This window comes from Sphingomonas faeni, from assembly GCF_040407495.1.
GTDB lineage: Bacteria > Pseudomonadota > Alphaproteobacteria > Sphingomonadales > Sphingomonadaceae > Sphingomonas > Sphingomonas faeni_D.
The window spans coordinates 868,931-891,236 of sequence record NZ_JAPZPP010000001.1 but is presented as its reverse complement, the minus strand read 5'-3'; the positions used below and the strand labels follow the sequence as shown (position 1 = coordinate 891,236).

Sequence of the window (22,306 nt, the reverse complement as noted above, 5' to 3'; positions counted from 1 at the left end):
TCGTGCGGCGATCAAGGATCACGGGGCGATCATGCCGCGTCGTCGTGGTGGTGGCCGGGCAGCATCCCAAACACATGGTCGGTACAGGCCGCCCGGATCGCGGCGGCCTTCTCGCGGCTCGCCCACAGGCTCTTCGCGAGCGGCACCGCCTGCTCGCCGAGCAATATGCCCGCGAGCCCGATCAGCGCGATCGTCGGCGGGGCTGGCGACCGGACCTTCAGCAGCGCATAGATCACGCCGACGAACAGGCCGGCGGCGAGCGAGATCAGGTACGGCCGCACCGGATCAATGCCCGCCTTCGGACGCGCCGAACATCGTCTTCGCGTAGGTGATGCCGAGCCCGTAGGCACCGGCGAATTTCCGCGCGACGCCGGTGACCGCGTCGTAGGTTCCGGTCCGCGCCCAGTCACGCTGCAACTCGAGCAGATACTGAACCGAGGTCATCGGCACCGCGCCCAACTGGATCATCCGCTGCACCGCGCGCTCATGCGCCTCGACCGAGACGTCGCCGCACGCGTCGCTGATGAAATACGCCTCGAAGCCCTGGTCGACCGCCGACGCCACCGGGCCGACGATGCAGACGCCCGTCCACAATCCGGCGAACACGATCCGGGTCTTGCCGATGCGGTTGACCTCGTCGATCACTGCGGCGTCTTCCCAGGTGTTCATCGAGGTGCGGTCGAGCAGCGGCTCGCCGGGGAACGCATCGGTGATCTCGCTGAACATCGGCCCTGAAAAGCTGTCGACCGCGACCGTCGTCAGGATCGTCGGCACGTCGAACACCGCTGCGGCATGGCTGATCAGGGCTGCATTGTTGCGCAGCAATTCGGTCGAGATCGACTTGGTCGCGAACGCCATCTGCGACTGGAAATCGATCAGTACCAGCGTGTGATCGGTCGGCGAGATCAGCGATGCGCCGGGCGTGGCGGTGGCAGTGATGGTCATGATAGTCTCCCGTTGGAAAAGGTCGGTCAGCGTGCCTGCCAGGTGCGGCGCCAGATCAGCGGGGTCGCACCGACCACGCGGCGGAACAGCCGGGTCAGATGCGCTTGGTCGGTCAGCCCGCAGGCGTAGGCGATGTGGCTGAGCGTATCGTCGGTCTGCAGCATCAGCGTCTGCGCGCGGCGGACGCGCTGCCGGATCAGGAAGGCGTGAGGCGTCTCGCCCGTCGTCACCTTGAACGCGCGACAGAAATGCCCGGTGCTGAGCCGCGCAACCTCGGCGAGCGCGTCGACCCCGATCGTCGCGCCCAGATACGCATCGATATGCTGGACGACGTTGCGCAATTGCCATGCGGCAAGCCCGCCCTTGACCGGCTTGGCCTTCGGCGGCGGGCCGCTGGTGCCATCGTCGGCGAACATCGCCGCGAGCCGCTCCAGATAATGCCGCGCGACCTGCGGATCGTGATCGAGTGTGCTGACCGCATTCGCGACCAGGCTGGCGGCAACGGACGGTGCGAACGCGTGGGGCAGGGCCATCGCCGTTGGGGCAGTGTGCAGCATCGTCTGTTCTCCCTCGCAACCTGTGCGGAGGACCATAACGGACGTGTATCGATCGGCTGCGCCCCGGCCGGGGTGGCTATCGCCCCCTCTTTAGTGGGGCGCGGTACAGCCCTGGATCAGAGTTCGATGATCCCGCGTTTGGCGGCGATCGTCACCGCGTGCGTGCGATCCGACGCGCCGAGTTTCGCGAAGATCAGCTTCATATGGCCCTTCACGGTTTCCTCGGAGACGGCGAGCTTTGCGGCGATCTGCTTGTTCGAATTGCCCGACGCGGCCAGCGATAGCACGCCGATCTCGCGCTCGGTCAGCGCATCCTCGATCACGTGGAAGGCGATGCTCGACGCCACCTGAGCATTCAGGTGCTTGCCGCCTGCGTGGACCGAGCGGATCGTGTCGAGCAACTCCTTGCGCAGTGTGTTCTTCAGCAGATAGCCGGCCGCCCCCGCGCGCAACGCGCGCAACGCCTGCGCATCGCCCGAATAGGTGGTCAGCACGACGATCCGCGCGTGCGGCCAGTTGCTCCGCATCGCCGCGATCGTGTCGACGCCGCCGATCCCCGGCATCTGCAAATCCATGAGCACGATATCGGGGAGATGCGTCGGGTAGAGCGCGAGCGCCTGTTCGCCGGACTCGGCCTCCGCGACCACCGCCAGATCCTCCTGCGTTTCGATCACCGCCTTTACCCCTTCGCGAAGGAAGGGATGATCGTCGACGATCATGATCCGGATCCGGGGGGAGGGCAACAATTCGGGCTTTCGGGCTGGCGGGAAGGAGAGCGGCGACCCTGCGCCGTGACTGGCGGGCATGGCAAGCGGCCGCTGCGTCAAGGCGCGGCGAGCCGGTCGAAGCCGGTACGGAAGACCTCGACCACCGTCTCGAACCGCCCCGCGCCGACGCAGAACACCCAACGCGACAGCGTCCGGGCGGGGGCGTCGGACAGTGCGTCGAACAGCCCGGCGAGCATCGCATCGGGCGTGCCTGCCAAGCCGTCCGGATCGAGGCCGCTATCGAGCAGGCTCGGCGCGAACGCCGCCGAAGTCGCCTCGATGCGGATCGTTTCGCGCGCCGCGGTCGCCACCGCCTGCCGCATCGTTGCGGGCGTCCATGCCGCAGGATCGCCGAGTCCGACTGCCAGCACGATGGTCGCGTGGATCGGTCGTGCGGGGGCCGACAAGGTCAGCACGTCGCCTGTTTCCGCGCGAAAAATGCCGTCGGCGCGCAAGCGGGTTATGGCGCCGCCGAGGGCTGCATCGAGATTGCCCAGTCCGCCGGCGGGGCGCGTCCGGCCGATCTCATGCGTGAAGACGCCCGCGCTGGCGACCATCACCTCGACGCTCACCGCATCGCGCGGCGCTACGTCGATGCGGACACCGCGCCACACGCCGATCGTCGCCGCGTCGTCGGTCCGACCGTCCATCGGCGGCATCCTGTTCTCCCGTCGATCCGGTGCGGAACTATGTCATTGATATCACGAGCCTGGCGCAGGATCGTGGACGGGGATGACCCAATTTGGACAATCGTGATATTTGCGTGCACGCGATTCAGCCAGCAGCGCGACCAATATCGCATGACCTGACGCAATGCGATCGAGCCTTGCATTTGTTCGTTCCGCGAGCGCAACGTCGGTCATCATCAGTTCTGCTTGGGTATCGTCCGCTTGATCGCGCAAACCAGTCTTCTACGCCTCGAGCGCGGCAGAACGATCGCCCGTGACCTGTTGCCCATGTTGTTCGGCATCCTGTGCTGCGTCATGGTGGCAGGCAGCGCCGCCGCACTCGAGCCGCCGCGGAACATCGCGCAGATGCGCCATTCGCGCTGGACGCTGGGCGACGGTGCCCCCGGCAACATTCGTGCGATCGTGCAGGGACGCGACGGTTATCTGTGGCTCGGGACCGCGACGGGTCTGTACCGGTTCGATGGCATCGTTTTCGAGCGGATCGTGCCCGTCGACCAGGATCGCTATCGTTCGCCGCAGGTCACCGCACTGCTTGCCGCGCGCAACGGCGACATCTGGGTAGGATACGATTTTGGCGGTATCTCCGTCGTTCGCGGCGGCGTGTTGAAGAATGCGAACCCTTGGGCGCCGACCGGCGGCGTCAACACTATCGTCGAGGGGCAGGACGGCGCGGTCTGGGTCGCGGGCGATTCGAGGGGAAAGCTGGTTCTCAGTCGGCTGCTGAGAGGGAAATGGACCGCGTTCGGCGCCGGACAGGGCGTTCCCGCCAGCGAGACGGGCGACATTCTAAGTACGCCCGGAGGCATCTACCTGTCGCTCATGCCGCGGATGCTTCGCCTCAAACCGGGTGGCAGTCGCTTCGAGGATACCGGGACAGCGATCACGGGCACGACTTCTCTCGCGCAGGACCGTCACGGCGTCGTTTGGCAGCGAAGCGGTACGCGGATTCTGCCGCTCGGTCGCACCGCTCGCGCGTATCGGATCGGCACGGCCACCACGCCCTATGTCGTCGAGCGCATGATCTTCGACCATGACGGCAATCTTTGGATCGCAGGTCAGGATTCGGGGCTCGGTCGACTGTCCGCGGCCGCGTTTCAACCCGCTTCGGCAACCGGCCGGGTCGAGTTGTTCACCGAAAAGCAGGGCCTGACCGCCGCCTTGACGACGGCGCTTCTGGAGGATCGCGAGGGCAATATCTGGGTCGGGACGGAATCCGGGCTCGACCGGTTCGCGCCGAGCAACATCGCCCAGCCTGCGCAGACCGAGGCGATCGTGTCCGGCTTCGTAGGCAGCGCGTCCTCGCGCAATCTGTTTGTTGCAGGGCTTTCCGGCATATACCGGATCGGCCGATCCGGGGGACCCGTGCTCGTCTTTCTGCAACCCGACATCGGCGTGTTGTGTGGCGACGATCGGCGGCTGCTGGTCGTCGGCACGCAGGGGAAATATCTCCTCGATCTGGATCCCGCGGGTAATCTCGCCAAGGTGACGCCGGTCCTCGGGCCGATGTCGATTACCTGCACGATGGATACCGCGCGTGTCTTCTGGACCGGTTTCGAACAGATCTACCGTCTGGTCGGGCGCCGGTTGCAGCCGGTCGCCAAGCCGAGCGGGACGCCCGCCGGATCGATCCACCGCGTACGCTCGGACGGGGCGGGGGGCGTCCTGTTCGGCCGGATCGGGCAAGGCGTGTCGCGCCTGCGCGATGGTGTCGAAACGCTGCTGTGGCGCAGCAAGGATCAGGTGACCGGCAGGACCGCGACCTGGGTGCCGACCGATCACGGACTGCTCATCGTCGGTGATCAGGGTCTGGCACGATATGACGGAAAACGTCTTCAGTCGCTGCGCGACCGGAGCTATCCGTTTCTCGCTGGACTGACCGGGTTGCTCCAGACGGCGGACGGATCGACTTGGACGATCGGCGCAGACGGCATCGTCCGGATGCCGACGTCGTCCGTGGAGGTCGCGTTCGCGCATCCCGGAATTCCGATCCCGTGCGAGCGGTTCGGGTATCAGGAAGACTTCCGCGCGCGCTCGAACATGGTCGAGGCGAACGACATCGCGCAGGATGCCGCAGGGCGGCTGTGGTTCGCGACCAACAAGGGGCTGGCGATGATCGACCCGCGGCATCTGTCGCGAAACCGGTTGCCGCCGAACGTGCAGATCCGATCGCTCGATGCCGGTAGCGCGGCGCAGACCCCCGGTGATCGGCCGATCGCGTTTCCGGCCGGCACCGATCATGTCCGGATCGCCTACACCGCGCTCAGCCTCACCAACGCGACCGCGAACCGGTTCCGCTACCGGATCGAGGGGATCGACCGCGACTGGATCGATGCCGGCACCGCGCGCGAGGCGCTGTATACCCACCTCGGCCCCGGCACATACCGGTTCCAGGTCATCGCCGCCAACAACGACGGCGTCTGGAACCGCGAGGGCGCCGCGCTGACGTTCACGATCGCGCCGCGGTTCTACCAGACCTATGCGTTCATGGCGGTGTGCATCGTGGGTGCACTGATCCTGATCTGGCTGCTGTATCGCCGCCGTGTCCGCGCGATCGCCGATCGCACGCGCGGGCGGTTCGAGGTCCAACTGGCGGAGCGCGAGCGGATCGCGCGCGAACTTCACGATACGTTGCTGCAAGGGTTTCAGGGGCTGATGCTGCGGTTCCAGTCGGTCGTCGAACTGCTGCCGCGTGGCGACCGTGCTCGCACGAGTCTCGAGACCGTGCTGGAGCGTGCCGACGACGTGCTGCTCGACGGCCGCGACCGGGTCCGCTCCCTGCGCGAAACCATGGAGCCGGTGGCGTTGCCCGCTTTGCTCACCGCGATCGCCGAGGACATCGTCCCGCCGCCGCTGACGTGGAATGTGGAGGTGGACGGCACCCAGCAACCGGTCTGCGCACCGGTCGCCGACGAGGTCGCGCAGATCGTCCGCGAAGCGCTCGCCAACGCAGTGCGTCATGCACGCGCGAGCCGGCTGATCGTCGCGATCCGATCGACCTCCGACAAGCTCGTCGTCAGCGTGTCGGACGACGGTATCGGTCTCCCGCCCGACGTTCGCGAGGCGGGGCATCGACCTGGCCATTATGGCTTGATCGGCATGCGCGAACGCGCCGTCGCGCTAGGCGGGACGCTGGCGATGCATGCCGAAACCGGTACCGAAATAAAAGTGACTATCCCGGCGCGCATCGCCTATCGCTGAGCGGGAGAGCGACGACCGCCACCCTCCCCCAGAGTCATCCTGCGATCAGCTCTTCACGAACGCGAGCAGGTCCGGATTGATGACGTCGGCGTGCGTCGTCAGCATGCCGTGCGGATAGCCCTTGTAGATCTTCAGCGTGGCGTTCTTCAGCAGCTTGGCCTGCAGCACCGCGGCGTTTTCGTACGGCACGATCTGGTCGTCGCCGCCCTGCAGGACGAGGGTCGGCACGGTGATCGCATTCAGGTCTGCAGTCTGGTCGGTCTCGGAGAACGCCTTGATCCCGTCGTAATGCGCGAGCGCGCCGCCCATCATGCCCTGGCGGCACCAATTGTCGACGACCCCCTGCGACAGCTTTTCGGTCGGGCGGTTGAAGCCGTAGAATGGCCCCGAGGCGAGATCGAGGTAGAATTGCGCGCGGTTGTCGGCGAGCGCCTTGCGCAAGCCATCGAACACCGACATCGGCAGGCCGCCCGGATTGCTCGCGGTCTTGAGCATCATCGGTGGTACCGCGCTGACCAGCACCATCTTGGCGACGCGACCCTGTGGCTGGCCGAATTTCGCGACGTAACGCGCGACTTCGCCACCGCCGGTCGAGTGACCGATATGCACTGCATTTCGCAGGTCGAGATGCTCGGCGACCGCAGAGGCATCGGCGGCATAATGGTCCATGTCGTTGCCGGTATCGGCCTGCGACGAGCGGCCATGCCCGCGGCGATCATGCGCGACGACGCGGTAGCCCTCGGCGAGGAAGTACAGCATCTGCGTGTCCCAGTCGTCCGACGACAGCGGCCAGCCATGGTGGAACACGATCGGCTGCGCGGCCTTCGGACCCCAGTCCTTGTAGAAGATGTCGACGCCGTCCTTGGTATTGATGAATCCGCTGCTCATTCTCGGTACTCCGTCTGGGTGGGGAAGGGGGGACGCGAACGCAGTGGTCGGCAGCAAGCTCGCCGCCGCCGCGGTTACGGAGGCGATGACGACGGCTCGCCGGGAGATCTCGCGCGTCGTGTCTGGCATGGGAATGTCCTGATTGTTTCCGGGTACGGCACCGACGCTATTGCGTGGCGGCGGCCTCTTCGATGAGCGCGGCGACAGCCTTCGGATTGGACGTCATCACGACATGCGAGGCGCCGGCGACGACGACGGTCTTCCTCGACCCCGCGCGCTTCGCCATGAAGGCCTGCACGGCTGGCGGAATGTTCAGGTCGGCGCTGCCGTAGATGAACCAGGACGGGATCGTCTTCCAGGACGGCGTCACCGCCTTCTCGTTCAGCGCCGCCTCGGCGACCGGGCGCTGCGTCGCGGCCATCAGCGCGGCCTGCGCAGCGGGCACGTCAGCGGCGAACTGGTGCGCGAACTTGTCGCGCTGGATGTAGAGATCCCTGGTCCCGTCGGGCAGCACCACAGGCGGCGCCAGCGCGGCGCCCAAGGTGGCGCCGGGAAACTTGCCGGTCAGTTCGATCGCGCTTTCGCCGGCATCCGGCGCGAACGCCGCGACATAGACCAGCGCCTTGACGTTGCCCGAGTGCGCTGCCGCCTCGGTAATAACGGGCCCGCCATAGGAATGCCCGACCAGCACCACCGGCGTCGCCACCGCATTGACTACGCCCGCGACCGACGCGGCATCGCTTGCCACGCCGCGCAACGGGTTCGACGCGGCGATCACGGTATAGCCGTCCGCGCGTAGCCGCTCGATCACCCCGTTCCACGACCCGGACTCCGCAAACGCGCCGTGGACGAGCACGATCGTCGGCCGCGGCGTTTGCTGCTGGGCGTCGGCGCTGGCCAGCGGCGTGAGCATCATCGTCACGGTCGCAAGGCAGGCTATCCAGATTTTCATGTGCGTAGCTTCCTGAAGCAGGCGTTCGCTCGTCAATGCGCGCCCATCGTGCACCATTATTGTCGAACCGAAACGAAATTTGCCGATAACCGACATATTCCGCTGCGGCCGACCACCGCCGCCGGGACTTCCGAGGATTGCGCGGCTACGCTTCCACCGACAATCACCAGTGGCACGGAGCGAGCATGAGCGGACGTCGAATGGGCTCGGAACGGGTCGCGGCTTTCACCGACGGGGTCGTTGCGATCATCATCACCATCATGGTGTTGGAACTGAAGGTGCCGGAGACCGGGGATCTCCACGGCTTGGCCGGAAGCGCCCCCGTCCTGCTCGCCTATCTCCTGAGCTTCGTGAACGTCGGGCTCTACTGGAACAATCACCACCACATGTTCCACGCGGTCGATCGGATCGACGGGCGGGTGTTGTGGGCCAACCTGTTCCTGCTGTTCTGGCTCAGCCTGGTGCCTTTCGTGATCCGCTGGCTCGATGAAAGCCAGTTCGCGGCGGGTGCGACTGCTGCCTACGGGATCGTCCTCGGGCTCGCCGCGATCGGCTATACGCTGACCGAACGCGCGATCATCGCCTGCAACGGAAAGACCTCCGCGGTCGCCCGCGCGATCGGTTCGGACTGGAAGGGTTGGGGGAGCATTGCGCTCTATACGCTGGCGGTGCCGCTCGCATTCGTCAGTCGCTGGATCGCGATCGCACTGTACGTCGCGGTCATCGGCCTCTGGCTGATCCCCGACCGGCGGATCAGCCGGGTGCTCGACGCGACCGACTGACGTGCCGGCTCATTCGTTCGCTGACTGTAAGGATGCCCGCAGGCGCGGGACCGCGAAATCGAGGAAGGCGCGCACCCGGCGCGGCAGTTCGCGCGCGCCGACCGACAGCGCGTGGACGCTTTCGCTGTCGCCGGCAGAAGGCCCGGGAAGGACTTCTATCAGGCGACCCTCGGCCAGGTCGGCGCGGACATGGAAGTCGGCGAGCCGTGCGAGCCCAACGCCGGCGATGGCCATGCGCCGGACCGTCTCGCCGTTGTTGGCGATCAGCGATCCCCGGACGGCGCGCTCGACGATCCGTCCCCCCTCCGCGATCGGCCACGACGTGATCGTCCGGCGGAAGTTGAAGCCCAAACAGTCGTGGTCGGCGAGATCCGCGAAATTGCCAGGAACACCGCGGCGTGCGAGATAGTCCGGCGATGCGACTATGACGCGGCGTGCGGTCCCGAGCTTGTGCGCCGTCAGCGACGAGTCGGGCAGGATGCCGATCCGGAAGGCGATGTCGGTCCGGTCGAGATAGAGGTCGACGATATCGTCCGACAATGAGAGATCGACGACGATATTGGGGTAGAGCCGCCAGAACGCAGGCAGCAACGGCTCGATCGCAAGCGTACCGAACCCGACCGATGCCGTGATCCGCACCGTGCCGCCGGGGCTTGCGGCCCCTTGCATCAACTGGCTGTCGAGGTCGTCCAGGTCCGCCAGCAGCATCTGGCTGCGCTCGTAGTAAAGCTGCCCCTCGGCGGTCAGCGACAGTCGCCGCGTCGATCGCTCGATCAGCCGCACCCCGATCCGCGCCTCGATCCGCGCGATCAGCTTGCTGACTGTCGACGGCGTCATCAGCAACGCCCGCGCAGCCTCGGAAAAGCTGCCGGTATCGACCACTCGCAGGAAGACCTGCATCTCGCCCGCGCGGTTGTCCATTGGTCACCTGTGAAATTGCTTCATGGGTAAAGCGCCAAAGCGCGCGATTATCAAGCGACTGGGGTGGCCCTACCTTAAGTTTCGACCGACCCTTCACCAACCTAGGACATTCGCATGGACCTGAAACTTCGCGGCAAAAGCGCGCTCGTCACCGGATCGACCGCCGGCATCGGACTTGAGATCGCCCGCCAGCTCGCCGCCGAGGGTGCCGACGTCATCATCTGCGGTCGTGACCAGGCCAAGCTAGATTCTGCCGTCGCCGATATCGGTGCAGCCCGCGCCATTCTCGCCGATGCAGCAACAGCCGAGGGCGCAGCGGTGCTCGTCGCGGCGGTGCCCGCGGTCGACATCCTCGTGAACAACCTCGGCATCTACGAATCCAAGCCATTCGCCGACATCACCGACGACGACTGGCGCCGCTTCTTCGAGGTCAACGTGTTGTCCGGCGCGCGGCTGGCACGGGCGTATTTCCCCGGCATGCTCGCGCGCGACTGGGGGCGGATCATCTTCATCTCGAGCGAATCCGCCGTGCTGATCCCGTCCGACATGATCCACTACGGCACGACCAAGACTGCGCAGCTTGCCATCTCGCGCGGTCTCGCAGCACTGACCAAGGGCACCAACGTCACGGTCAATACGGTGATGCCGGGCACGACGCGGTCCGAGGGTATCGTGAACTTCCTCAAGAGCGTGGCAAGCGATGCCTCGCAATCGGACGCCGAGATCGAACGCGAATTCTTCAGTCGGGACCGCCCGACCTCGCTGATCCAGCGGATGATCGAGCCGGAAGAGGTTGCCACCATGGTCGCCTATGTCGCGAGCCCGCTGGCTGCGGCGACGAACGGCGCCGCGTTGCGCGTCGATGGCGGGATAACGCCAACAATCGTCTAGTTGCTTAGGGTATCGCCAAGCGTGGTAAGCACAGGCCTTTGGAAAACGCGTGAAGCAATCGTTTGGCCTTCCGTCAAACAGTTCAGTCTAAATATGGAAGCTGAACGAATGGCGGAAGTTGGGCTGCTGGGACATGGTAACGAACGACCGAGTATGGGTGTCGCCGCAAGACTTGGTAATCTCGATACCGGCGGCCTGAAGCCGGCCTGCGCAGCGGGCTGGCGGACAGCGCGCCCTCGAAGCATACGAGCAACGACACGGCGGTTATCGCTGCGTGGTCCATGGTTCACGGCTACTTCAGCCTCCGCCTCGACACCGTCTTAGTCGCTGGAATGGACGAAGCGACCGGCCGTGCGCGCGCGGGTGCGATTATCGATGTCCTGATATCGGGACTGCTATGACCGTTTCCTGCTACAACCCTGCACGGTCTGCGTCCGGAAGGTCGGCTACGCGGCCACCGCCTTGGCGAATTCCCTGGGTGAGTGGCCGAACGTTCGCTTGAACGCCGCATTGAACGCGCTTTCGGACTCGTAGCCGACCGCTGGTGCTACGGATGCGATCGAGACACGCCCGCTCGCCAGCCGATCGGCCGCCACCATCATCCGCCAGCGTGTAAGATAGTCCATCGCCGACTGGCCTACCGTTTGCTTGAACCGCACGGCAAAGCTCGAGCGCGACATGCCGCCTGTCCGGGCGAGGTCGGCGAGCGTCCAGCGCCGGGCAGGGGCGGCGTGCATAGCCGAGATGACTGCACGCATCTGCGTGTCGGCCAGCGCGAACAGCCAGCCTGCGCTGTGCGGCGAGCGCTCGGCAAGATGTAACCGCAGCGCCTCGATCAGCAGCGCCTGCGCCAGATGCCTGGCCATAAGCGTCCCGCCCGGTTGCGGATCACGCAGCTCGCGCATCAGCCGCTCGATCAACCAGCCGAGTGCCGCCTTGGTTGCCTCTGCTCGGATGTGAACGATCGGGGGCAGGACGCCGAGCAGCAGGTCGGTGTGGAGCCCGGTGAAGTCGAAGAAGCCGCCTACGCCCGAGCAACTGCCGCCGCCGCCCAGGACGCCAGTCTCGCCGGCCGGGAACGACGGGAAGAAGGCAAAAGCGTCGGTCACCGGCGCGCTGATCGCGCTATAGAGGCTGAACGCGGACCGGCCCGGCAGCAGGATGAAGTCGCCCGCTTCAAGGATAATCGGCGCGTCCCCGCCTTCAAGCGCGATCCAACAGTTCCCGGTATGAATGGCGAAGCATTTGACGCCCTCGGCCGGGGGATAGGCAAGCGCCCAGTCTCCGCCCGCGTCGAGACCTCGAAAGCCGTAGCTGCTCGGCTTCAGCAGGGCGAGTACGTCCGACAAGGGATCCATAGCGGCAATTCCTGGACGCTGGCGATGAACTGGCGGACTTTGCAGCATGGGCCGTCCGGTGTCACGGGCCTATCCCGAATCCCAGCGATGCATCGTCACCTGGCACCGCGGGAGATAGATCATGACCGACAACACCGCCCTCTGGCTTTCCTCCAAGCGTGCCGCCTTCACCCTAGCGGCGGCGCCGTTTCCGAGTGCGCAGTCGGGCGAGGTCGTCATCCGTACCCGTGCGATTGCAGTGAACCCGATGGACCGGCTGGTGCAGACCTCGGGCGACTTGATGACCCCCTATCTGTACTACCCGGCCATCGTCGGTTCCGACGTTGCGGGCGATATTGTTGCCGTCGGAGCGGACGTGACACGGTTCAAGGTTGGTGACCGGGTCGTCGGCTTTGCCGCCAGCACCGACCAGACGCGTAACCGGGCTGCGGAGGGCGCATTCCAGACCTATGTCGTCTTGCTCGAGCATATGGCGGCGGCAATTCCGGATATGCTCGCGTTCGAAAATGCGAGCGCGCTGCCGCTCGGCATCTCGACGGCAGCTTGCGCGCTCTTCCAGCGCGATTTCCTCGCTCTGAATGCGCCCTGCAAGGGAGCGCCGGCAGCCGGTCAGACCGTCCTGGTGTGGGGAGGGTCGACCAGCGTCGGCGTTAATGCGGTGCAACTGGCTGTCGCCGCTGGCTACGAAGTGATCGCCACCGCCTCGCCGCGCAACTTCGACCTGCTCGAGCGGCTCGGCGCGATCGCCGCGTTCGACTATCGCAGCCCGACCGTCGTTGCCGACATTGCCGCGGCGTTGCGCGGGAAAACGGTCGCAGGCGCGGTCGCGATCGGCGCGGGGTCCGTGCAGCCGTGCATCGATATTCTGGGACCGTGCCAAGGCAATCGCTTCATCGCGATGGCGACGCCGCCCGCGTCGTTCGACGCAGTACCGGCAGGGCGCGGTCACTGGCGAAAGTTGATGGCTGCGATGGCCGGCACGGTCGCGGGCAATATCGCGCTCGCGCTGAGCGCACGCCGCAAGAAGGTGACCTTGAAAATGATCTGGGGCAGCACGCTGATCAACAACGAAGTGGGACCGATGATCTTCGAGACGTTCCTGCCCGAAGCGCTGGCCGATGGCCGCTACGTGGCGGCGCCGGCAGTCGAAATCGTAGGGCACGGGCTGGCGGCGATCCCAGGAGCACTCGAGCGCCAACGTCGCGGCGTGTCGGCGACCAAGCTGGTGGTGACGGTGTGAGCGACCGCTTCATCGTCAGCGTCACCCGCTTCCGCGTTCGCAGCCTGCGGTTCCTGCCTGTCTTCCTGATCCACGCGCAACGCTGCTTGGCGCAGATCAGGAGAAGCGATGGCTATATCGCCGGCGCGCTACGCCATGACCGCGATCGCGCCTATTGGACGATGAGCGTGTGGCGAAACGAGGCCGCACTGCTGGCCTATGTCACCGGTGGCGCCCACCGCACCGCGATGCCCGAGATGAGCGAGTGGGGCGACGAGGCTAGCACCGTTCGCTGGGTTCAGGACGGCGCCGACCTCCCGTCCTGGCCTGAGGCGATCGCGCGAATGCGCCGCGAGGGACGTCCCGTTCCGCTCCGCCACCCGGGGCCGGGGCATGCCGGTCTTGGCTTCGCGGCTAGCGACCCTGCGCAGATGGTGCGGATCTGAAGGCACGCAACTGTGAGAGGCTGCGTCAACAGCCTGTTCGCTTGCGGCGGTAGGAGTGCAGGGACCTGTCAGCCTTTATTTCCGTCCAGCAGCACGCGGAGGCGTTCAGCATCGTCTGATGACGCCGGGTTGTAGATGATCATGCCGAGTTCGGGGCGTCCCTCGACAGCGAACGACGAGAACTCCATCGCGAGCAGCCCCGCATCGGGATGATGGATGCGCTTCACCCCGTCGGCATGGGCGACCACGTCGTTGTCCTCCCACATCGCCGCGAATTCCGGGCTGAGCCGGGACAGTTCGGTGACCAGCTTCGTGACCTCGACGCTGGTGCTGGCGCCCGCGCGCGCCACATCGGCGCGAAAGGCGCCCACCACGAAGCGGGCGATGCTGTCGAAATCGGCGTTGCGGGCACGGACATGGTCGCTGCCGAACATCAGCCGCAGGATGTTGCGTCCCTCCCGCGGCAGCTTGGCATAATCGGTCAGCAGCACCGCGGCCGCTCGGTTCCAGCCCACCACGTCCCACATCGCCGTCTTGATGATCGCGGGGCTCAGCATCATCCCGTCGAGCACGCGCTGGAGCCGCGGGGAGATCCCGTCGACAGGCTGGTAGCGTGCCTCCGGCGGACGTCCGAGACCGAGCATGTAGATGTGCTCGCGCTCCGGTTCGGTGAGCATCAACCCTTTCGCGATGCGATCGAGGACGTCGGCCGATGGCGCGCCGCCGCGGCCCTGCTCGAGCCAGGTGTACCAGGTCGGGCTGATATTCGCGCGGCTCGCCACCTCCTCGCGGCGCAAACCGGGCGTGCGGCGCCGTCCGCCCGCAAACCCGAACGCCGCGGGGTCGAGCCGGGTACGGCGATCCCGCAGATAGGTCCCGAGCGGATTGGACACGTCGCTGGCCATGATCGATCCTGTTGAAGCTTATACCACGATAAGTTCACTACTTTAACACGTTGCCGAGGCGTTGAATATGGTCGCCAGGCAACAAGGAAATTTCCCATGCGTGTTTTTGTGACCGGTGCGACCGGCTTTATCGGCTCTCACGTCATCCCCGAGCTGCTCGGCCGCGGCCATCACGTGCTCGGGCTCACGCGGTCCGATGTCGGCGCCCAGCAGCTCGAGCGGGCCGGGGTCGAAGTTCATCGTGGCGACCTGGAACATCCGGAGACGCTCGCCAGCGGCGTGGCCGCGGCCGACGCGGTCATCCACTGCGCGTTCGACCACAATTTCGAAGCCTTCCTCGCGAATACGGCAAAGGACGAACGCAACATCATGGCGATGGGTGATGCGCTCGCGGGCACCGACAAGCCGATCCTGATCACCTCGGGGATCGGCATCGGCACGCCGCGGAACGGCGGTCCTGCGACCGAGGATGTACTCAACCCGCTCCACGCCAATCCGCGCATCGTCACCGAGCTCGCCGCCGCAGCGCTGATCGCCCGACGCATCGACGTGCGCACCATTCGGCTGCCACAGGTGCACGACACCACCAGGGCCGGGTTGATAACGCCGCTGATCGCCGAGGCGCGTCGTGCGGGAGCGATGGCGTATCTAGGCGAGGGCACGACGCGCTGGGCGGCCGCGCACGTCAGCGACGTCGCCAAGCTATATGTTCTGGCGCTCGAACGCGGCGAGCCAGGCGCGAGATACCACGCTTCGGCAGAAGAGGGCGTCGATGCGCGCACCATTGCCGAAGCAATCGGTAAAGGTACCGGACTGCCGGTCCGCTCAGTCGGAGACGACGAGGTCGAGCATTACTTCGGCTGGATGGCGCCCTTTGCTGCACTCGATATGATCGCATCGAGCACTTGGACGCAGGCGCGGCTGGGGTGGAAGCCCACTGGTCCCGATCTGCGTAGCGATCTCGCCGCAATGGACTATTCCGTCACGGTAGCCGGGTGATCGATTACCGTTGCACGGTGGTGAACGGGATCGTCCGCTACCGTGCAACGGGCTTGCCTCGCACGTCTTCCCGTTTTGATGGTGCTCGGAATAACTACCCGTGCGCGCACCTTATCATTCCCCTGGGCGAACCAGCATCTATTCCCGAGCGCGGCGAGCTCTTCCAGCACAGCGCGGCGGGCGGCGTGAGCCTTCAGGCCCACTTTCACGTCACCGCGCTAGGGGGCGCGGTGTGGAACGTCAGGCGCTCATCGGTCGGCCCAACGGATCAACCCACGACTGATCAAGAACCTGCACGAGCGTTGCGCCGGCAACCTGGTTCGCTAACGGGCTTGAGGTCCCGCGCAGAAGTCCGTTGAAGGTTTCCGCCCGACTTTATACCAGCACCGGATTGGTTACTTCAATCGCCTCGCGCTCGGCAACCGCCCCCGGCAGCACGACGAAGGTAGATTGTCAGGATTTTTAATTGCAATGAATTATCGTCATTCCTTCCATGCCAGCAACAGCGCCGATGTCGTCAAGCACAGCTTACTGATCGCCCTCGTGCGGGCCTTGCAGCAAAAACCCGGCGCACTGACGCTGATCGACACCCATGCCGGCTGCGGCCTGTACGATCTTGGCGGCGGGGACGCCCAACGCACGGGCGAGTCCGGGCAGGGCGTGCTGCGGGCTTTTGCCGATACGAACCCATTGCTGAACGACTATCGTGCCGCCGTGCGGGCGGTGAATGTCGGCGCCGAGCCGCACTTTTACCCCGGCTCGCCGCGGATCCTTGCGCAGCTTCTGCGCCCGCAGGATTTCCTGATCCTGAACGAAAAACATCCCGCGGACGCCTATACCCTGCGCGGCGCGATGCGCGACACGTCCGCTGCGGTACATGAGCGCGACGCGTATGAGCTTTGGCTGGCGGTGCTCCCGCCCCGAACCGCGCGCGGCGTGGTGGTTGTCGACCCGCCGTACGAGCAGACCGATGAGCGCGAACGTATCACAGCCACGCTCGCCGCCGCTCACCGTAAATGGGCGCATGGCGTGACGGTGATCTGGTATCCGCTGAAAGACCGCACCACGCATTGGCGGTGGAAGGAGCAGTTACGGAAGCTCGGCATCCCGAAATTTCTCGCGGTGGAGCATTGGCTGTACGATCAAGATCAGCCCGGCATCTATAATGGCGCAGGTCTTTACATCGTCAATCCGCCCTACGCCTTCACGCAGACGCTGCCGCCTATGCTGGAGGCACTGCGCGCCGTGTTGGCGCCGGAAGGGCATAGGGGCGCGATCACAACCGATTGGTTGGCCGGCTAACGTAAACCCTCATATGTTCCTTCGCGCAGATCAGGAAATCGCCGCGTTGCAGGCTTAAACAAAAGCGATCCGCGAGATTTGCCTGTTGTCATAGGTAGCTGGTGACCATCGCTATGATTGCCTATCCGTTCGCCGACTACCAGGCGACCGAACCGCCCAATCTGAACGTTCGGGGACGCAGTGGCGTATATTCGTTACGCGCCGCCAAGGCGAATGGGTTACCGCCGGCAAAACGATCGCCTTTCACGTCGAAGGCATTCTCGATAGTCGCCGTCAGTCGTAGATTCCTGTTCGTCCACGTGCCGGCCAGATGCGCGCTGCCATATTCGCCCTGCGAAATGTCGAGCGGCGACTGCGTACCGACGGTCGAGCGGCCAACATACCGCCATCCCGCATCGACGCTCGCGCGTGTATTGGCGTCGATCGCCCATTCATAGCCGACGCTGCCCGACGCTGCGAACGGCGGCGTATTCGGCAGTCGAGCGCCAACCTGGCGACGCAACGCCGGATCGGGATCGGGCTCGGTGACGCGGGTATCGTTGAGGAACATCGCCATGGCGATCTGCAATCCCGGCACCGGCACCCAGTCGGCGCTCATTTCGAGCCCCCGGATCCGACTGTTGCCAATATTGGTCGTGAACGGAAATCCGGAGCGATCGACGAGATCCGCCTGGATATGCTGCCAATCGGTCAGTGAAAGGCCGACCGAACCCGCGAGCCCGAGCGACCCGCGGCGTTCCTTGCGTAGGCCGACCTCCGCGACATGAACGGTATCGGAGAGAAGATCGACGACGCGACCGACGCCTGGCGCCACGGTGATGCCGCCGGTTCGGAAGCCGGACTGAAAGCGGCCATACGCAGCGAGGCTCGGCGTCAGCAGCCAGGACGCACCCAATGTCGGATCGAACCGGGTCGAACTACGCCCGCGGATAAAGGTCGTCGTGCGGAGGCTTGCGATGGGATCGCCATCGGTCCGTTGATGCGTGAGCCGGCCGCCGCCGGTGATCGTCAACGCCGGGCTGATCGCGATGCCGGCCTCGCCAAATACGGCTGCATCGAGCGTCCGATTGGTGACGCCGACGATGTCGTGCAACTGATCCGGTACGCCGTATCGACGAGCATAGGCGTCGCGTGCCTGGATCACCGCAACGCCGACCAGCCAGCCGGCGCCGTTCGGCTTGGCGCGAGACAGCCGCGTTTCGTGCGAGAACAGTCGGCTGCGCTCATCCGTGTCGTAAGCCAACGGCAGGGCAGGTCGGCCCGGTCGGCTCGGTCGGGTAGCGTCGAACCGGCTTTGGGCATCGCGGTGGACCAAGCCGGTCGCGGACACGAGGTGCAGACCGCCGTCCCAGTGCCGATCGACGACAACACGCCCGAGAAGATACTTCTGTTCGAACGGTTGGGCGAGAAAGGATGCGCGTGACAAGGAGCCCATGCCGCGTTCTGCATATTGTAAGTCGGGCGCGACGACATTGTGGACGACGATTCCCGCGTCGATGGTCCAGCCGCTCGCAGGGAGGACGCGGACGTCGAGCCGCCCCCCGGTCGTGCTCACGCGATTGACGTCGTGAAGGCCGCGACGCACATCGTCGATATAGCCACCATCGACGACGCGGTAGCCAACGGCGCGCAGCCCGGCGGTACCGCTCTCGATCGGGATGTTGACCATTCCCGCTAGATCGCTGCCCGAATTGCCCGATCTGGTAGCGCTGACCCCGCCCGAGATGTTCGCGGCCGCCCGCGACACGTCCACCGGGTGCGGCACCAACCTGACGATGCCGCCGATCGCGCCCGCACCGTACAACGTACCCTGCGGCCCCTCCAGCACCTCAACCTGATCGACGTCGTATAGGTTCAGTCCGGGATCCGCCCCGTTATAGGCAACCGGTACTTCACTGAAATAGACGTTAGCGGTCGATTGGGTGGGGCCGGTAAAGCTGCTGTCAGCGATCCCCCGTATGAACAGCTTGTTGCGCCCGGCGCCCAGCGCCGTGCTCTGGAGGATCGGTGACGCCGCGATCGCTTCGTCCATGCCATTCGCCGCATCGTTCTGCATGCTCGACCGGCTCGCCGGACGCAAAATCGTAAGCGCGCCGGGAAAGCGTAGTCGCGTCGTCGCGCGTTTGGTCGCGGTGACGATGATTTCGGACGGTATCTCGACGGGGGGCGATATCGGGTCGTGTGACGGTTTCGTGAGACCAACCGGCGTGACACGCTCGGAAACCACATGCCGACGAACGACCCTGAAGCTGTCGGGCCCCAGACGCTGCGCGACATAGGGCGTCCCAGCGAGCATTCGGTTCAGCGCTGCTGCGGCGGTCAACGTGCCCTGCACTCCGCGGGTCGTGGCATGCGATAAACCCGATTCCGCGCTGCCGATGTCGATTCCCGCCTGTTGCGCGAGGACGGCGATCGCACGGTCAAGCGGCCCCGCCGCCACGGCGATCGCGCGCCGGTCCGCGGCATGGGCGGGCGCAACGAGCGAGTGTGCAAGCAACGGTGCGAAGAGCAGCGAAACGGCGATGCGGAATTTACGGACCGGCATCGCCTCCGACCAACTGCCAGTGGCCGTCGACCTGCTTCGCACGGACCCCGATCAGTGCGGCGGCGCGGGGGATCATACGGTTCGGTCCGCCCGACAAGCGGATCGAGCCGGTGAACGGTGTTTCCGCCAGGCCAGGAGCAACGCTGATGACGGTCCCGGTGCTGCGTTCCAGGGCGGCGGCAACGAGGCGCACCGAAGTATGTTGGAACACCAGCCGTCCTTTGCGCCAGCTGCCGACGTCGTCGACCGCGATCCCCGACAGCCGCGGTGCCTCACCGTCGACATGGGAAAGCGCTGCGCCTGCGGTCAGCATGATCCGCTCCCGTTCGGGCTGGAACATGACCGCGCCCTCGGCCACCTGAACACCCAGATGCGGCCCGACGCGCGTCACGTTGAAGACCGTTCCGACGTCCTGCAACCGCATCGTACCCGATTGGACGACGAACGGATGCGCCGCATCGTGGGTGATGCGGAACGTGGCTTCGCCGCCTTCCAACGTCACGAGTCGAGAGGCGCCGTCGACGAGTGCCAGCCGCGTGCCACCGTTGAGGTCGATGCGGCTGCCATCCGCCAGTGTCACGCTCCTGCGGACTCCGGCCGGTGTCTCGATGACCCGTGCCGCGGTAATCGTCGGGGTCTCAAGCGGCAGCAGGACGCCGGCGATCCCGGCCACCGCCAGTCCGGCGAGGCCGCCGAGCATCCAGCGCCGCCCCGGCTTCGGGGGATCGTCGTTGGCGGCAACAGGCGGCGTGGCACGCGACCAATCGGGCGGCGAGAGCGAATCGGTCAGCTCGGCATCGGCGATGGCCAATGCTTCATAGGCGCGCGCGTGCTCGGGATCAGCCTCGAGCCAGTCGGTGAACGCGAGCCATGCGCCGACATCGGCACCGGGCAAGCGGAGATGCCACGCAACCGCCTGCGCCGCGGCATGCGATCCGTAACTACCGTCCTTGCTCCACTCATCGACCATCGCGCTGGTCCCCCTCATGAGTGAGACGTCCTGCTTTCGGTTCTTCCGCACCGGAATTGCTCCGTTGCATGTGAATTCGCAGATACGCGCGGTGCAGGAGCTTCTCGACCCCGCTGACGGTGATGCCCATCTGCGCGGCGATCGCCTTCTGCCCGAGATCCTCGAACCTGTAGAGGCGAAACGCGGTGGCGACCCGGTCGGGCAGGCCGGCTAGCGTCGCTTCGACCCGCGCGAGCCGTTCGCGAGCGAGCAGCGCGCGTTCGGCATCGGGGTGCTCGTCTGCCTTCGCCTGCGTTTCCAGCCATTCCGTATCGCGATCCGAACGCCGTGCGGCGCGGCGGCGGCGGTCGACCGCGATATTGTTCGCCATCCGGCAGATATAGCCGACGGGTTCGGCGATCGGACCGCCGGTGACAGTGTCCAGCCTCAGCCAGAGGTCCTGCAACGCATCTTCGGCCTCCTCGACGCTGCCAAGGCGAGCGACGAGCAGACGCAGGAGCATCGCCCGCTCCGACAGGAAGACTGCGCGGAGACCGCCAATCGTCATGCCGGCTTGGCCTTCGCGTCGCTGCGAAACATCAGCGCCAGTGCAACGATCGCGATGCCGTTCTGGAGCAGCGCGTGCCAGCCCGCTCCGTTGGCGCCGAACGCCCACAACATAGCGGGCAGGAGCGGGTAGAGCGCGAGACTGGTGACGAGCCCGACGGTCATCGAACGGCCCGGCAAGCCAAGAGCGGTCAATCCCGATGCGAGGGGTGCGCTGGCGAGCCCGGCGGCGCGGGCGGTGGCGATGAGGATCAGGAGCATGGTGCCGCCACCGAAGCTCGCGCCGCCGAGCGTCGTGAGCAGCCGATCGCCGGCGACCGCGAGGATGAGGACGATCGGCAGTGCTATCGCGAGTGCCAGTCCGGCGCTGCGCCAGACGGTATGCCTCAGCGCGGCGATATCGTTGCGCGCCGCCTGGGAGGCGAGTACCGCATAGCTTGCCTGGCTGAGCAACACCGTCGGCTGCGCGAGCAGCGACGTCGCGCGTTGGGTCAGCGCGAGCAAACCCGCCGCCGCCGGCCCGAGCAGCCAGCCGACCGTCAGCGGCGCGAGGTTGGGCGCGAGTTCGCGTACGGTGATGTCGAAGTTGGTGATGAGGATGAACCGCTTCAGACCTTCGGTATCACGGGCGGCGCTACGCCATGGACCCCGTACGGTTTCGCCAGCCGCGAGCTTGCGCCACGCCACCCAGCCGAAGCCCCACATCGCCAGCCCCTCCGCAATGGCGGCGACCAGCCAGACTGCGATGAATTCCGTCAGTCCACCGCCCGCGAACCACACCCCGAGCGCACCGATGAGGCGGATCGAAGGGGACACGGCCTGGTGGATACCGATCAGGTCGAACCGTCCGGCGATCTGGAGAAGCCCTTGTGGCGTCGCGCGGATGGTGGCGATCACGGCGAGCGAATACGGAATGGCGATCCGGATCGTGTCTTGCGACCAGCCGAGCCGTGGCGCGATCAGCGGAGCGAGCAAGGCGGCGACGATGACCGCCGCGACACCGCACGCCACTTCTATCACCGCCATGAACCGGACGATCCGCGCGAACCCCGCACGATCACCTGCTTCAAGCGCAAGCCCGCCATAGCGCACCACGCCGTGAAAGCCCGAGAATGCCAGGACGCTGCCGATGAGTACGGCATAAGCGTTGACCAGCACCAGAACGCCGTAGTCGGCCGCGCCCAGCCGGTGGGTCACGAGCACGAGATATACGAGGCTCATCACCCCCGCCGCGGCCTTGCCGCCGAGCAAATGTCCGAGGTTGGCCAAGACGAGCCACAGGCCCGACTGCGCATCGCCGGACGGTTCGGCTTTCACGCAATGCGCCGGTCGAAACGTCATACGGGTTAGAAACGAACGCATCGCGAGCGCTTAGACTTCCCTGGTTGCGTCGGCGAACGGAAAGTTCCGCGTTTCTGCAAAAATG

General features: G+C 65.8%; 21 protein-coding genes. 7 read left to right on the top strand and 14 right to left on the bottom strand.

Translation table 11 applies throughout. The features are described 5' to 3' along the window. Window positions 1–29: 29 nt before the first annotated feature. From O6W96_RS04035 to O6W96_RS04015, 5 genes are all read right to left on the bottom strand, one after another. Window positions 30–281: a XapX domain-containing protein gene (locus O6W96_RS04035; protein WP_107955928.1), complete on the bottom strand. Its 252-nt coding sequence runs from the start codon at window positions 279–281 to the stop codon at window positions 30–32. Between the two features lie 4 nt (window positions 282–285). Next, complete coding sequence (locus O6W96_RS04030; protein ID WP_353468362.1) at window positions 286–945, bottom strand: hydrolase; 660 nt, start codon at window positions 943–945, stop codon at window positions 286–288. A gap of 26 nt (window positions 946–971) precedes the next feature. After that, on the bottom strand, window positions 972–1,502 hold the full coding sequence (locus O6W96_RS04025) for an AraC family transcriptional regulator (RefSeq protein WP_353468361.1): 531 nt from the start codon (window positions 1,500–1,502) through the stop codon (window positions 972–974). A gap of 116 nt (window positions 1,503–1,618) precedes the next feature. Further along, window positions 1,619–2,221, bottom strand: coding sequence for a response regulator (locus O6W96_RS04020; RefSeq protein ID WP_107955930.1), 603 nt, complete (start codon window positions 2,219–2,221; stop codon window positions 1,619–1,621). A gap of 104 nt (window positions 2,222–2,325) precedes the next feature. Further along, window positions 2,326–2,919 (bottom strand): M17 family peptidase N-terminal domain-containing protein, encoded by a 594-nt coding sequence (locus O6W96_RS04015; protein ID WP_353468360.1) that lies wholly within the window; start codon window positions 2,917–2,919, stop codon window positions 2,326–2,328. A 306-nt stretch (window positions 2,920–3,225) separates the two neighbouring features. Here O6W96_RS04015 and O6W96_RS04010 point away from each other — a divergent pair, with 306 nt between their 5' ends. Beyond that, on the top strand, window positions 3,226–6,156 hold the full coding sequence (locus tag O6W96_RS04010; protein ID WP_353468515.1) for a sensor histidine kinase: 2,931 nt from the start codon (window positions 3,226–3,228) through the stop codon (window positions 6,154–6,156). Between the two features lie 45 nt (window positions 6,157–6,201). Here O6W96_RS04010 and O6W96_RS04005 read toward each other — a convergent pair whose 3' ends face one another. Further along, a complete protein-coding gene (locus O6W96_RS04005) occupies window positions 6,202–7,044 on the bottom strand; it encodes an alpha/beta fold hydrolase (RefSeq protein ID WP_353468359.1) in 843 nt (280 codons plus the stop codon). A 166-nt stretch (window positions 7,045–7,210) separates the two neighbouring features. After that, the gene (locus O6W96_RS04000; protein ID WP_353468358.1) at window positions 7,211–7,996 is read right to left on the bottom strand and encodes an alpha/beta fold hydrolase; all 786 of its coding nucleotides are present in this window, start codon (window positions 7,994–7,996) and stop codon (window positions 7,211–7,213) included. 185 nt (window positions 7,997–8,181) lie between these two features. On the opposite strand from O6W96_RS04000, the gene O6W96_RS03995 reads away from it, so the two are divergent. Then, window positions 8,182–8,778: a TMEM175 family protein gene (locus O6W96_RS03995; protein WP_353468357.1), complete on the top strand. Its 597-nt coding sequence runs from the start codon at window positions 8,182–8,184 to the stop codon at window positions 8,776–8,778. Window positions 8,779–8,787: 9 nt separating this feature from the next. Here O6W96_RS03995 and O6W96_RS03990 read toward each other — a convergent pair whose 3' ends face one another. Continuing rightward, window positions 8,788–9,699: a LysR family transcriptional regulator gene (locus tag O6W96_RS03990; RefSeq protein ID WP_353468356.1), complete on the bottom strand. Its 912-nt coding sequence runs from the start codon at window positions 9,697–9,699 to the stop codon at window positions 8,788–8,790. A 114-nt stretch (window positions 9,700–9,813) separates the two neighbouring features. Between O6W96_RS03990 and O6W96_RS03985 the strand changes: the two genes are divergently transcribed. After that, a complete protein-coding gene (locus O6W96_RS03985; protein ID WP_353468355.1) occupies window positions 9,814–10,590 on the top strand; it encodes an SDR family NAD(P)-dependent oxidoreductase in 777 nt (258 codons plus the stop codon). A gap of 446 nt (window positions 10,591–11,036) precedes the next feature. On the opposite strand, the gene O6W96_RS03980 is transcribed toward O6W96_RS03985, so the two are convergent. Continuing rightward, a complete protein-coding gene (locus tag O6W96_RS03980) occupies window positions 11,037–11,948 on the bottom strand; it encodes an AraC family transcriptional regulator (RefSeq protein ID WP_353468354.1) in 912 nt (303 codons plus the stop codon). A 121-nt stretch (window positions 11,949–12,069) separates the two neighbouring features. On the opposite strand from O6W96_RS03980, the gene O6W96_RS03975 reads away from it, so the two are divergent. Together O6W96_RS03975 and O6W96_RS03970 are read left to right on the top strand one after the other, a co-directional pair. Next, window positions 12,070–13,188, top strand: a complete 1,119-nt coding sequence (locus tag O6W96_RS03975; protein ID WP_353468353.1) for a zinc-binding alcohol dehydrogenase family protein — start codon at window positions 12,070–12,072, stop codon at window positions 13,186–13,188. Then, on the top strand, window positions 13,185–13,613 hold the full coding sequence (locus O6W96_RS03970; protein ID WP_353468352.1) for a DUF3291 domain-containing protein: 429 nt from the start codon (window positions 13,185–13,187) through the stop codon (window positions 13,611–13,613). Before O6W96_RS03975 ends, O6W96_RS03970 begins: the two co-directional genes overlap by 4 nt. A 68-nt stretch (window positions 13,614–13,681) precedes the next feature. Here the strand turns inward: O6W96_RS03970 and O6W96_RS03965 are convergent, their stop codons facing one another. After that, window positions 13,682–14,518, bottom strand: a complete 837-nt coding sequence (locus O6W96_RS03965) for a helix-turn-helix transcriptional regulator (protein ID WP_353468351.1) — start codon at window positions 14,516–14,518, stop codon at window positions 13,682–13,684. Window positions 14,519–14,614: 96 nt separating this feature from the next. Between O6W96_RS03965 and O6W96_RS03960 the strand changes: the two genes are divergently transcribed. Both O6W96_RS03960 and O6W96_RS03955 read left to right on the top strand, forming a co-directional pair. Further along, window positions 14,615–15,517 (top strand): SDR family oxidoreductase, encoded by a 903-nt coding sequence (locus tag O6W96_RS03960; RefSeq protein WP_353468350.1) that lies wholly within the window; start codon window positions 14,615–14,617, stop codon window positions 15,515–15,517. 471 nt (window positions 15,518–15,988) lie between these two features. After that, window positions 15,989–16,819: a 23S rRNA (adenine(2030)-N(6))-methyltransferase RlmJ gene (locus tag O6W96_RS03955; protein ID WP_353468349.1), complete on the top strand. Its 831-nt coding sequence runs from the start codon at window positions 15,989–15,991 to the stop codon at window positions 16,817–16,819. Between the two features lie 136 nt (window positions 16,820–16,955). Here the strand turns inward: O6W96_RS03955 and O6W96_RS03950 are convergent, their stop codons facing one another. The 4 genes from O6W96_RS03950 to O6W96_RS03935 are packed head-to-tail and all read right to left on the bottom strand — an operon-like array spanning window position 16,956 to window position 22,197. Beyond that, entirely contained in the window at window positions 16,956–19,364 is a 2,409-nt protein-coding gene (locus tag O6W96_RS03950) for a TonB-dependent receptor (RefSeq protein WP_353468348.1), read from the bottom strand. Continuing rightward, complete coding sequence (locus O6W96_RS03945) at window positions 19,351–20,352, bottom strand: FecR family protein (protein WP_353468347.1); 1,002 nt, start codon at window positions 20,350–20,352, stop codon at window positions 19,351–19,353. The genes O6W96_RS03950 and O6W96_RS03945 overlap by 14 nt, the downstream gene beginning before the upstream one ends. Next, complete coding sequence (locus O6W96_RS03940; protein ID WP_353468346.1) at window positions 20,324–20,881, bottom strand: RNA polymerase sigma factor; 558 nt, start codon at window positions 20,879–20,881, stop codon at window positions 20,324–20,326. Before O6W96_RS03940 ends, O6W96_RS03945 begins: the two co-directional genes overlap by 29 nt. After that, window positions 20,878–22,197, bottom strand: a complete 1,320-nt coding sequence (locus O6W96_RS03935; RefSeq protein WP_353468345.1) for a lipopolysaccharide biosynthesis protein — start codon at window positions 22,195–22,197, stop codon at window positions 20,878–20,880. The genes O6W96_RS03940 and O6W96_RS03935 overlap by 4 nt, the downstream gene beginning before the upstream one ends. Between the last annotated feature and the right edge of the window lie 109 nt (window positions 22,198–22,306).

Excerpts from the sequence above, each read along its gene's own strand:
- O6W96_RS03995 (WP_353468357.1), top strand. The coding sequence starts at position 8,182 with ATGAGCGGACGTCGAATGGGCTCGGAACGGGTCGCGGCTTTCACCGAC.
- O6W96_RS04000 (WP_353468358.1), bottom strand. The coding sequence starts at position 7,996 with ATGAAAATCTGGATAGCCTGCCTTGCGACCGTGACGATGATGCTCACG.
- O6W96_RS03985 (WP_353468355.1), top strand. The coding sequence starts at position 9,814 with ATGGACCTGAAACTTCGCGGCAAAAGCGCGCTCGTCACCGGATCGACC.
- O6W96_RS04030 (WP_353468362.1), bottom strand. The coding sequence starts at position 945 with ATGACCATCACTGCCACCGCCACGCCCGGCGCATCGCTGATCTCGCCG.
- O6W96_RS03950 (WP_353468348.1), bottom strand. The coding sequence starts at position 19,364 with ATGCCGGTCCGTAAATTCCGCATCGCCGTTTCGCTGCTCTTCGCACCG.
- O6W96_RS04025 (WP_353468361.1), bottom strand. The coding sequence starts at position 1,502 with ATGCTGCACACTGCCCCAACGGCGATGGCCCTGCCCCACGCGTTCGCA.
- O6W96_RS03990 (WP_353468356.1), bottom strand. The coding sequence starts at position 9,699 with ATGGACAACCGCGCGGGCGAGATGCAGGTCTTCCTGCGAGTGGTCGAT.
- O6W96_RS03955 (WP_353468349.1), top strand. The coding sequence starts at position 15,989 with ATGAATTATCGTCATTCCTTCCATGCCAGCAACAGCGCCGATGTCGTC.
- O6W96_RS04015 (WP_353468360.1), bottom strand. The coding sequence starts at position 2,919 with ATGGACGGTCGGACCGACGACGCGGCGACGATCGGCGTGTGGCGCGGT.
- O6W96_RS03945 (WP_353468347.1), bottom strand. The coding sequence starts at position 20,352 with ATGAGGGGGACCAGCGCGATGGTCGATGAGTGGAGCAAGGACGGTAGT.
- O6W96_RS04010 (WP_353468515.1), top strand. The coding sequence starts at position 3,226 with ATGTTGTTCGGCATCCTGTGCTGCGTCATGGTGGCAGGCAGCGCCGCC.
- O6W96_RS03975 (WP_353468353.1), top strand. The coding sequence starts at position 12,070 with ATGACCGACAACACCGCCCTCTGGCTTTCCTCCAAGCGTGCCGCCTTC.
- O6W96_RS04020 (WP_107955930.1), bottom strand. The coding sequence starts at position 2,221 with ATGATCGTCGACGATCATCCCTTCCTTCGCGAAGGGGTAAAGGCGGTG.
- O6W96_RS03980 (WP_353468354.1), bottom strand. The coding sequence starts at position 11,948 with ATGGATCCCTTGTCGGACGTACTCGCCCTGCTGAAGCCGAGCAGCTAC.
- O6W96_RS03940 (WP_353468346.1), bottom strand. The coding sequence starts at position 20,881 with ATGACGATTGGCGGTCTCCGCGCAGTCTTCCTGTCGGAGCGGGCGATG.
- O6W96_RS04005 (WP_353468359.1), bottom strand. The coding sequence starts at position 7,044 with ATGAGCAGCGGATTCATCAATACCAAGGACGGCGTCGACATCTTCTAC.
- O6W96_RS03965 (WP_353468351.1), bottom strand. The coding sequence starts at position 14,518 with ATGGCCAGCGACGTGTCCAATCCGCTCGGGACCTATCTGCGGGATCGC.
- O6W96_RS03960 (WP_353468350.1), top strand. The coding sequence starts at position 14,615 with ATGCGTGTTTTTGTGACCGGTGCGACCGGCTTTATCGGCTCTCACGTC.